General features: G+C 40.0%; 12 protein-coding genes, 1 other RNA gene and 1 pseudogene. 13 read left to right on the top strand and 1 reads right to left on the bottom strand.

Going from position 1 to position 11062, the window contains the following annotated elements; genetic code table 11:
* From AC075J_RS01240 to AC075J_RS01195, 10 genes are all read left to right on the top strand, one after another.
* A partial coding sequence (locus AC075J_RS01240) for an ATP-binding protein (RefSeq protein WP_476389872.1) occupies positions 1 to 341 on the top strand: 341 nt, incomplete at its 5' end.
* Between the two features lie 9 nt (positions 342 to 350).
* On the top strand, positions 351 to 575 hold the full coding sequence (locus tag AC075J_RS01235) for a response regulator (RefSeq protein WP_055060640.1): 225 nt from the start codon (positions 351 to 353) through the stop codon (positions 573 to 575).
* Between the two features lie 29 nt (positions 576 to 604).
* The gene (locus AC075J_RS01230; RefSeq protein WP_055060641.1) at positions 605 to 2104 is read left to right on the top strand and encodes a response regulator; all 1500 of its coding nucleotides are present in this window, start codon (positions 605 to 607) and stop codon (positions 2102 to 2104) included.
* Between the two features lie 146 nt (positions 2105 to 2250).
* Complete coding sequence (locus AC075J_RS01225; RefSeq protein WP_062807771.1) at positions 2251 to 2856, top strand: hypothetical protein; 606 nt, start codon at positions 2251 to 2253, stop codon at positions 2854 to 2856.
* A 132-nt stretch (positions 2857 to 2988) separates the two neighbouring features.
* Positions 2989 to 3153 (top strand): hypothetical protein, encoded by a 165-nt coding sequence (locus AC075J_RS01220; protein ID WP_155511710.1) that lies wholly within the window; start codon positions 2989 to 2991, stop codon positions 3151 to 3153.
* Between the two features lie 155 nt (positions 3154 to 3308).
* Positions 3309 to 3788, top strand: a complete 480-nt coding sequence (locus tag AC075J_RS01215; protein ID WP_055060642.1) for an EFR1 family ferrodoxin — start codon at positions 3309 to 3311, stop codon at positions 3786 to 3788.
* Positions 3697 to 4737 (top strand): 5'-3' exonuclease, encoded by a 1041-nt coding sequence (locus AC075J_RS01210; protein WP_055060643.1) that lies wholly within the window; start codon positions 3697 to 3699, stop codon positions 4735 to 4737. The genes AC075J_RS01215 and AC075J_RS01210 overlap by 92 nt, the downstream gene beginning before the upstream one ends.
* Positions 4738 to 5079: 342 nt before the next feature.
* The gene (locus AC075J_RS01205) at positions 5080 to 5475 is read left to right on the top strand and encodes a flavodoxin family protein (protein WP_476389871.1); all 396 of its coding nucleotides are present in this window, start codon (positions 5080 to 5082) and stop codon (positions 5473 to 5475) included.
* A 31-nt stretch (positions 5476 to 5506) separates the two neighbouring features.
* On the top strand, positions 5507 to 5728 hold the full coding sequence (locus tag AC075J_RS01200) for a hypothetical protein (protein ID WP_476389870.1): 222 nt from the start codon (positions 5507 to 5509) through the stop codon (positions 5726 to 5728).
* Between the two features lie 311 nt (positions 5729 to 6039).
* Complete coding sequence (locus AC075J_RS01195; RefSeq protein WP_070100692.1) at positions 6040 to 7380, top strand: IS30 family transposase; 1341 nt, start codon at positions 6040 to 6042, stop codon at positions 7378 to 7380.
* A 703-nt stretch (positions 7381 to 8083) separates the two neighbouring features.
* On the opposite strand, the gene ssrA is transcribed toward AC075J_RS01195, so the two are convergent.
* Positions 8084 to 8433: a transfer-messenger RNA gene (gene ssrA, locus AC075J_RS01190) on the bottom strand.
* A 557-nt stretch (positions 8434 to 8990) separates the two neighbouring features.
* Between ssrA and AC075J_RS01185 the strand changes: the two are divergent.
* The 3 genes and pseudogenes from AC075J_RS01185 to AC075J_RS01175 all read left to right on the top strand — a co-directional run.
* A pseudogene (locus AC075J_RS01185) lies at positions 8991 to 9670 on the top strand (response regulator transcription factor).
* Complete coding sequence (locus tag AC075J_RS01180) at positions 9667 to 9984, top strand: hypothetical protein (RefSeq protein ID WP_476389869.1); 318 nt, start codon at positions 9667 to 9669, stop codon at positions 9982 to 9984. The pseudogene AC075J_RS01185 and the gene AC075J_RS01180 overlap by 4 nt, the downstream one beginning before the upstream one ends.
* A 37-nt stretch (positions 9985 to 10021) precedes the next feature.
* The coding region (locus tag AC075J_RS01175; RefSeq protein WP_476389868.1) for a sensor histidine kinase at positions 10022 to 11062 on the top strand (1041 nt) is incomplete at its 3' end.

Below are 11062 nucleotides of genomic sequence, written 5' to 3'. Positions count from 1 at the left end.
TGACCTGTACAGATACCGGGATCAGTATGAGTGAGGAATTTCAGAAAAGGGCATTTGAGCCTTTTGCCCAGGAAGGACAGTTAGCCAGAACAAAATATGCAGGTACCGGTCTGGGACTTGCCATTTCCAGAAAACTGATAGAACTGCAGGGAGGAACACTTTTCTTTGAGAGCATACAGGGAAAAGGAACCAAATTTATTCTCCATATTTCTTTTGAAATCTCTGCAGAGGAACAGAAAAAGAAATTTCATATGTATCAGAACTGTTCAGTAGAGGGAATTCAGGTTCTGCTGGTGGAAGACAATGAGCTGAATATGGAAATTGCTGAGTTTCTGCTGTAAGAAGAAAAAATGATAGTGACAAAGGCATGGAATGGACGGGAAGCTGTAGAAATCTTTGAGAATTCAGAACCCGGATACTTTGATGTAATCTTGATGAATCTGATGATGCCCAAAATGGGAGGGCTGGAAGCTACCCGCAGAATCAGAAAAATGGATCGAGAGGATGCGAAATCTATCCCAATTGATATAAAAACAATACTTGCTGTCTTTGACCAGGTGTTTGGAACATCATAAAATCCACAAGGATAAAGGTAATAAAAAATATGGATAAAAGACAAAAAATACTGATTGTAGATGATTCAAAATTAAACAGGGACATATTGAAGGAGATTCTCGGAGAAACTTATAATTATCTGGAAGCTGAAAATGGTAATCAGGCAATCCAGATGATAGGAGAAAATATTGAAATTGATCTGATGCTTTTGGACCTCAATATGCCACAGATGAATGGTTTTGAAGTCTTGAAAATAATGAAAAGAAGCCAGTGTATTGCTGAAATTCCTGTAATCATGGTATCTTCTGAAGATGCTGTTGATACTATGCGTAAGGCATATGAGCTGGGAATCACAGATTATATCACACGACCGTTTGATTCTGTGATTGTAAAGAAAAGAGTTCAGAATACCTTGGGCCTCTATATGAACCAAAAGCATCTGATAAATGTGGTTTATGATCAGGTTTACGAAAAAGAAGAAAATAATGATATCATGATCCGAATTATGAGTAATATATTGGGATCCCGTAACAGTGAGAGCAGAGAACACATCCTGCATATTAAAACAGCAACGGAGATGATGCTGAGACAACTGGTAAAATTAACAGATGCTTATCCTTTGACAGAGGCAGATATTGCTTTGATTACAACTGCTTCTTCCCTTCATGATATTGGTAAGATTCGTATTCCGGAAGAAATATTGAATAAACCAGGCAGACTTACCGTTGAAGAATTTAAGATTATGAAAACCCATAGTGAACTTGGCGCGGATATAATTAAGGACATGGACTTTCCACAAGATCATCCACTGGTACATACCGCATGGGAAATCTGCAGATGGCACCATGAAAGATGGGATGGAAAGGGCTATCCGGATGGATTGACAGGTGAAGAAATACCAATCTCTGCACAGGTGGTATCAATTGTCGATGTTTATGACGCACTTACAAGTGAAAGATGTTATAAGAAAGCATTTGATCATGATACAGCGATTCAAATGATTCTGGATGGGCAATGCGGTCAGTTTAATCCAATCCTCCTTAGGTGTCTGAAAGAACTGAGTCGTCAGTTTTCAAAAATGCTTGGTAAAGGGATGGATGTTAATAAATATTATCATGAAGCACGGAGACTTTCGAATGAAATACTTAGTGATAAATCCTTACCGAACCAGATTTATTCACAAAATCTTATCAAGGTCATGCAGGAAAAGATCGATTTCTTCAAATCGAACAGTGGCATGAATTCGATTGATTATAATGCAAGTTCGGGGAAATTAACTATAATAAATGAAAAACAGAAGATAATATACCAGAGAGATGATCCGGGATTTGATGTATTCAAAGTGTTAGAAGTGAGCGAAAAGGATATTCAAAATATCGTAGATTTGTTGGAGCAGACCTCAATAAAGAATAAAGAGATTTCATTACAGATAAAAGCAAGGTTTAGAAACAAAAGACAAATGTATAATCTGAAACTGCATACCTTATGGACTCCATTAAAAAAAGATGGCTATATTGGAATTATTGGATATTTTGATATTGTAAAATAGAAAAATGCAAAGCGGTGGAAGAAATGTGGCATATTCTGATATGACACTGGTCGGAAACTGTATTCGGAGCGGGCATTATTGGTTTAAGGAATGCGGGATTCTTTGTTTTCGGGATACTTGATGAAAGTAAAGAAAGGATGAGATCATTGGACTGGAGACAGGATAAGGATTACCTTGATTATATCGACAGCGGGGAATCCGCGGCAGTATATATAGTCAAAAATATCGTAAAGTCATTGGATACAAAAAACATGTGGGTAGATGTTGTATCAATAAATACTTATTACAAAAGAGGCTCTGGGAATATTGCGTTTAACTGGATCGTTGTGGAGTTGTTTCCGCGGAAAATAAAACCAAAGTATGACACTGATCCGGATTATAACAGATACCTGACCTGGCTGACTGCACATGAGGATATTGAGAAACAGCGGGATTCCGGTTTCCATGGAGAAAAGTTTCTTGTACTGTGTGACCTGTATGACAAGAATAAGAATAAGTTTACCACCCATACAGTGATCGCTAAGAAGTATTGGGAACCGATGGAAGCTTACCGTCCCATGGAGATCAAAAATCCTGTTGATCCAGAATGGGAGTATCGGGTCCGGGCGGTTAAGAAAGTTAATGCAAAACAGATAAGGTATATCGTGGAGAATGAGTTTGAGCTGGAAGAGAAGATCAGGAAAAATAGACGGCCGACTCTGCGAATACTGGGAATAGAGGATGGGGCTCCGCGGAGTACCAAGAGGCACTAATTTCCGTCTTGTATATCTGGCAGAATGATCTCTAATGTTCCAAAATAAAGGGAAGGGTTTCCGCGGATAAGATAGGTGCCAGAATCATGAGAATTTTTCTTCATATTATGTAAAAAAGTGGAGGAAAAGATCATGGAAAAATACATCATAACAGCACTTATCGTCTGGATTATCATATCGACAGTGTTATTACTTTTCGTAATAGTTTCTGTATCAAAAAATAAGACGAAACAGGAAAGAGAGTTGGAAGACAGAGAGCAGGAAGAGTTTGTGAGTTCTTTGAAAAAAACAAATTAATCTACAGCACCGCAGAGAAATCCGCGGTGTTTTTCTGACTTTCTATATGTGGTGAGCTTGATGGCAAACGGATAAACGGTATGGGAGCAGGATTTCAGTGGAGGTTGAGAAAACGGGGCGGATGTGGTATCTTTTGGATATAAGGAGGATGCGGCATGGTTATTTGTTTTTCAGGAATAGGAAACAGTAAGTATATAGCAGATAGGATTGCCGCCAGCCTGCAGGAAAAACTGCTCTGTATGAACGAACGGATCAAATCGGGCAATACCGGGTCTGTTAAGACAGGAGAGAATCTGATAGTGGTGGTACCGACTTATGCATGGAGGATTCCACGCGTGGTTTCTGATTGGATCGGACAGACAGAATTTGTCGGGGCGAAGAATGTCTGGTATGTGATGAGCTGTGGAAGCGGTATTGGAGGCGCAGATATATATAATCGAAAACTGAGCGAGAAAAAAGGAATAAAGCATATGGGGACGGCACAGATCATCATGCCGGAGAGTAAAAACAATATAAGCGGGTATCCGCGGAAAGGACAAACAAATGCCAAAATTATTGATTATAGACGGCTCATCAATGCTGTCTACGTCTTATTACGGGAATCTTCCCAAAAGTATACTTTTTGCAAAAACTGAAGAAGAGAAGGAGAAATATTATGAGCAGATCCTGCATACTTCAGATGGAAAATACACAAATGCCATGTTTACCATGTTGCGGACGCTACTGGGAATCTATAAGAAGGTAAAACCGGAATATGTAGCTTTTGTGTTTGATAAGACCAGGGATACGTTCAGAAGGACCGAGCTTGGAGCGGACTTCTATAAGGCAAACCGAAAAGAGACCGCGAAACCATTAAAGGAGCAGTTTATCCAGATGGAGGAATTTCTTCAGGAGATCGGTTGTGCCGTGTTCATGAGTGACGACTATGAGGCAGATGACTATGCAGCCTCACTGGTGGAGAAGTTTGAGGGACCGGATCTTCAGACCTATGTACTTACCAAGGATCATGACTACTTCCAGGTTGTAAGTGAATACACCCGTATGTGGCGTGTGGTAAATAAAGATAAGCTGGAACAGCTCAAGAAAGATTATGGTTTCTTTGGAAGTGATGTATATGAATCCCTTCCGGCAAATGTGTTTGAGTATACTCCGGAAATCGTATATGCAGAAGAAGGTGTGTATCCGCAACAGATCCCGGTACTTTTGGCAATCACCGGAGATCCTGGAGACGGGATACCGGGATGCAAAGGTGTTTCTTCCGCGGCGGCCCCTTTGGTGGATGAGTATAAATCCCTGGATGAGATCTATGCAGCCATCGATGACTGTGAGGGAGTTGCAAAAAAGGAGAAAGAGCTGAATGGTTTCTGGAAAGAATACCTGGGGATTGGCAGAAGTCCTTTAAAAGCATTAAAGACAAACCGGGAGATGGTATATTTAAGTGAGAAGCTGGCGACCATGAAGCGGGATATTGAAATCAGCTGCGGAATTGAGGATCTGAAACTGCGTGTGGACATCGAAAAGCTAAAAGAAGAACTGGGACGATATGAGATGTTCAGCTTGATCAAGGAAGTCGAGAATCTGTGATAGGGAGGGGGAGTGGTAAAGCTCCCTCGGCGTTTTTTTTCGTATCAGTTTGTTCAACTTGCAGTATCTGCTACAATACAAATATGGACAGCAAGAGAAACTGTCCATCATTATTCCTTTCGTTTTTGGGCACTCACAGGGTTCGGAATTAACTGTGGGTGTCTTTTTTGCGTTTGAATTACGATAGCGGACTTTATTCAGTTGATTTTTTTTCTGCGTTAGCATCTTATGTCCAGAGTAGATTGCCATAAGACGTGCGCTTATGTCCATGCGGTAGATTAATATCCTATGGACGTGGTGCTTTGCCAAAACTGATAGAAAAACCAACGGAGGCTATATTAAATGAAAGTAATGCTTGTTAACGGAAGCAGTCATCTGCATGGAACAACAATGACAGCTTTGGAAGAGATGATAAAGGTATTTCATTCAGAAGAAGTAGAGACAGAGGTTGTTCAGCTTGGAGGAAAGCCGATAGCAGATTGTCTTCAATGTAATGTCTGTCAAAAAACAGGAAAGTGTGTGATTAAAGATGATGGCGTGAATGAATTTGTTGAAAAGGCTAAAACAGCAGATGGCTTTGTATTTGCAACACCAGTATATTTTGCACATCCAAGTGGACGTATTTATGATTTTTTGGACAGAGTTTTTTACAGTGCTGGAGGTTATGACACCTTTAAATATAAACCGGGTGCTGCTATTGCAGTAGCAAGAAGAGGAGGAACCACAGCAGCTGCTTGATGGAATCAATAAATATTTTGGGATTGCGCAGATGCCAGTCGTCGGTTCTACCTATTGGAACACGGTGCATGGACTTTATGGAGAGGAAGCGTCTCAGGATGAAGAAAGTATGCAGACTATGCGGAATCTTGCACGAAACATGATTTGGATGATACGCTGTTTTAAACTTGGAAGAGAGAGCGGTATTCTGTATCCGGAAACAGAAACTGATGCTTGTACCAATTTCATTAAACGAAGTGATACGTTACGTTAAGCCGATGGCTTTAATTGGAAGTTTTGGAATTGAAACATCCGCAGCGAAAAAGACTGATAAAATAATACAGGAAAGCTGACTGGTAAGGTGATGGAAGGGCGGGTATTATCCGAGGACAAGTTACAGAACTGATATTCGACCCTGAAAAACAATAAGATCAGTTAAGATCCGGCAGTTAAATGAATTTTTAAATTCTACCTTGCAAGAGTAAATTCTATACCTGTAGAAATTACTTCTGCATGGATTTTTCCTTCTTCTTTTTATAAAATACTACTGCAGATGATCCCCTGCCTGTGCAGAAGGAGGATAAAATGAATACAGGAAGACCAAAAGGCAACCAAAAACATCTTGACTTATCTGCACGTATTATAATCGAACAGCATTTAAATAACGGTGATTCATTTAGAAGTATTGCAATAGAATTAAGCAAGGATCCAAGTACCATATCCAAAGAAATCAGACGTCATTCCATTATCAGGGAAAGAAGCGCAGATGCATTTGCCCCTATTCCCTGTGCAAACAATTATGATAGTTCAAAGCCGCGGACAAATATATGCAATGTCATGCATATGTGCGGTGATAATGAATGCCGGCGCAAATGTGTCCTCTGCAGAAAATTCAGATGCAGCGATGTCTGTAAATTTTATAAACCAAGAGAATGTGAAAAATTAAATAAACCTCCTTATGTGTGCAATGGATGCAGCAAGAGAACGAATTGCATGATGGACAAAAAGATCTATTCTTCAAAATACGCCCAGGACTCCTATGAAACCCTTAGGACTACCAGCAGAGAAGGGATAAACCAGACACCGGAAAGTATACAGAAACTGGACAACCTGTTGTCACCGCTTCTCAAAAAAGGACAGTCCATTGCCCACATCTACGCATCTCATGCTGATGAGATCGCCTGTTCCAGAAGAACCATATACTCTTATATAGACCGTGGCGTTTTTCAAGCAAGAAACATAGATCTGCGCCGTAAAGTGGTATACAAGCAGAGAAAAAGAAAAACCACTACCAGCCTTAAAGACAGAAGTTTTCGAAAAGGCCGGAGCTATAAAGAATTCCTGGAATATATCGCAGCGAACAAATCTGTTTATGTAGTCGAAATGGATACTGTTGAAGGAGCAAAAGGTACCAGTCCCTGCTTTCTGACTATGTTCTTTCGAAACTGTAGCCTTATGCTTATGTTTCTTTTAGAAGAACAGACCCAGAAAGAAGTAACTAGGATTTTTGATCATTTAACAGAGTTACTTGGAATTGAACTGTTTCAGAAACTTTTCGAAGTAATACTTACAGACAACGGGCATGAATTTCAGGACCGGCAGAGTCTGGAATATAGCAAAAATGATGAAGTACGCACACGCATTTATTATTGTGATCCCAACCGTTCTGATCAAAAAGGTGCTCTTGAAAAGAATCATGAATATATAAGGTATGTCCTGCCAAAAGGAACAAGCTTTGAAAAAATGACAGACAAAACAACGCTGCTGTTATTAAATCCTATCAATAGCGAAAAACGGGACAGCCTCAATGGACACAGTCCATATGAAGTATCCCGTCTCCTGCTGGATAACAGACTTCATAAAGCATTAGGATTAGCAGAGATACCAGCCGATGAAGTCACATTGATACCAGCATTAATAAAATAATAATAACAATACAGGCACAGGCAAGTTTCATTGCATAGAATTTAGTCTTTCCAACAGACATGTGGAATTTAGTCCTGCACACTATTTCCAGATGTCCTTTTATCATGCAAAAAACTATGCTGTTTATGCCGTATAAAAGCATTATATACTAAAAAAATCAAGTTGTATATCTCCGAAAATAGAATTAAATCCCGCATAAAATCAAGGTATATTAGAATGTAGAATTTACTTTTTCATTCAAGCACGACCGCATCAACAAAAAAATCCAGGCACTGGAAGTTCTGCATCAGAAATATGACATGTTCCACAGTTTCGTCCGTCTTTTTGGAATGCCGGGGAGACAAAACTGGGATAAGAATCTGATACGTAAGAGAAAAAAGGAAATCTCAAAAGAGCTGACAGATACGATCAGGGAAAAGAAATTGAAAAGACGGAGGTGTATGGTCTGCGGAAGGAACCTGCCATTTGGCTACCCATACAAACTGTGCCAGCCCTGCTTTGAAAAAAAGAAGTTTTTTGAGGATTTTTTTGAGACTGTGGATACTTAAATAGTGCTGTCTCATTACAATTAAGAGAAACAGACACAAAAAAAGAGGGCTAAAAACCCTCTTTTTTGTTTACCGTTCCAACGACACAACTAACATTCCGACATTCTTATATACAATTACTGTACAAAATTGTCAGGGTTCGCTTTGTCGTGGTCAAGTGGACCTGGCGGGAATTGAACCCGCGTCCGAAAGCCTATTCATTAAGGCATCTCCCATCACAGTCGCTGTTTTAACATTCCCTTGGATGTACGCCCACCGACAGGCTTACAACCTTAGTAGCTTCATGATACATCTACCGGGGCAAAGCTTACCCGGCAAGGTTTCTCACATGGTCGACGTCAGATTCCTGAAGTGTGAGTGCATCAGGGCTGACGAGCAGCAATTAGGCTGCTAACGCGTACTGTTCGTCTGCGTTTATATTTAGTTTCCCGGTTGGTACGCAGTCTGGGAGTCTGCGGATGGCTTCCCCAACTTCCAAAGCCCCCGTCGAAACCAGTACAAGCCCTGAAAATGAGTCTGCAACGCTGTTTTTTCATAAAACAGCACTGGTGATGAGACGAAAGCACTTTTTAATATTGATATATCATTCATTATATAAGATATATCGACTGATTAACAGTATAGAAATAAAAACAGAATTTGTCAAGAAGATTTTTATATTTGAGACTGCTTGTTACTGTTCACTTACCATTATCCCGCGAGGTGTTTTGGCATGAATATGCCAAAATCCCGAGACATACAAGCCAAAATTCCATTGCCGCAGGCAATTTGGAATGAATTTTGGCTACGTTACTGAGAACGGAGTGAACAGTAACGGCTATTTGGTGTTGTGAACAGCAATACTTATAATTTTTCTGTCATATGTTCACAAATCTTACATAAATCTCTGCTATAGTAACCATATGAAAGATAAAATCTGTTGCTGAGGGCGATTTTCCCGGATTTTGCGCTGTGGCTGTAAAGGCGCTGAACAGTCGTGGATTTTAACAATACTCGGAAAACAGTATAAATAAAAAGTAAAAACTGTTTCGGAAAATAATGAAGAAAAACGGAGGGGATCAAATGGATACATTAAAAATCCTGGTGGTGGATGATGAGAGCCGCATGAGAAAGCTGGTAAAGGATTTCCTGACAAAGAAGAATTTCCAGGTACTGGAAGCCGGTAATGGTGAAGAAGCCATGGATATCTTTTATGAGGAGAAGGACATCGCACTGATCATTCTGGATGTCATGATGCCGAAGATGGATGGATGGGAAGTTTGCCGTGAGATTCGCAAGAACTCAAAAGTTCCGATCATTATGCTGACTGCAAGAAGTGATGAGAGAGATGAGCTTCTTGGATTTGATCTGGGGGTAGATGAATACATCTCCAAACCATTCAGTCCGAAAATCCTTGTTGCAAGAGTGGAGGCAATTCTGAGACGTACAGGTCAGAATAATCCGGAAGATGTGATTTCAGCAGGCGGCATTGTTATAGATAAAGCAGCACATCTGGCTACTGTGGATGGTAAGCCTATGGAACTGAGCTTTAAGGAATTTGAACTTCTGACAGATTCTTGGAGAATCAGGGAATCGCACTTTCCAGAGAAAAGATTCTGAATTCTGTATGGAATTATGACTACTTTGGAGATGCCCGTACGATTGATACCCATGTTAAGAAGCTCAGAAGTAAAATGGGAGATAAAGGTGAATATATAAAGACTGTATGGGGTATGGGATACAAGTTTGAGGTAGACGAATGACAGGAACCGGAAAAACAGATAAAAAATTTCATACTCTGCAACATCAGATTTCAGTAGTGTTTATATGTCTGTTACTGCTTTCGATCTTTACCATTACTCTGATCAATGGTCTTTTTCTTGAAAAATATTATGTATCCAAAAAAGTAGAAGTGCTGGAGGAGGCAAAAGAAGTGTTGTCTCAGATGAATCTGGATGACATCCTGCAGTATGATACAGATATAGAAGAGGACAAAAAAGGGGCAACAGATGAGATTTCGGATGAGATTGAGAGGAGCAGTTCCAGAAATAACCTTACCTGGATCTATAGTAAATGAGGAAAACAGCGGTTATTATTACTGGGGAGAGAATAATATGGCAAAAATGCTCCGCAGTAAGCTGTTTGGGTATATTAATAATCTGGATCAGGATATGCAGCACAGTCGTGTGCTCAAAAAGACAGATACCTGTACCATGTGGCAGGTGCATGATCGCTTTGCAGGCATGGAATATGTGGAATGCTGGGGACAGTTTGATAATGGTTACTATTTCCTGATCCGTTCTCCTCTGGAAAGTATTAAGGAAAGTGCATCTATTTCCAACAGTTTTTACTTCATTGTAGGAATAATCATAATTGTGATCAGCGGTATTGTGATTCTTGTGATGACAAATCGTATTACCCGCCCGATCAGTGAACTGACCAAATTATCAGAGAAGATGTCTGATCTGGATTTTGATGCCAGATATCAAAGCAGGGCAGGTAATGAGATTGATGTACTTGGCGATAACTTTAACAAAATGTCCAGAAAACTTGAGAGCACGATCTCAGAGTTGAAATCGGCTAATAACAAGCTTCAGAAAGACATAGAAGATAAGATTAAAATTGATGAGATGCGTAAGGAATTTCTTGATAATGTTTCTCATGAGCTGAAAACTCCTATTGCATTGATCCAGGGATATGCAGAGGGGCTGAATGAAAATATTTCCGATGATCCGGAAAGCAGGGAATTTTACTGTGAAGTTATTATGGATGAGGCTTCAAAGATGAACAAGCTGGTCAAAAACCTGCTGACGCTGAATCAGCTGGAGTCCGGTAAAGATGCCCCGGTGATGGAAAGATTTGACATTGTATCTCTGATCAGGGGTGTACTTGGTTCTATGCATATTATGATCGAACAGAAAGAAGCAACTGTGATTTTTGAAGAAACAGAACCTGTATATGTATGGGCGGATGAGTTTAAGATTGAAGAGGTTGTGACCAATTATACAAGCAATGCACTGAACCATCTGGACGGAGAACGAAAAGTAGAAATTAAGGTTCTTCAGGAAGAGGACTGTGTGAAAGTAACCGTATTTAATACAGGTACTCCGATTCCAGAAGAGGATATCCCAAATCTCTGGAATAAATTCTACAAA

This window comes from Blautia sp. ZXY-1-C6, from assembly GCF_056339875.1.
Note: the sequence above shows the minus strand (reverse complement) of the source record. Positions and strands in the feature narration are given on the sequence as shown.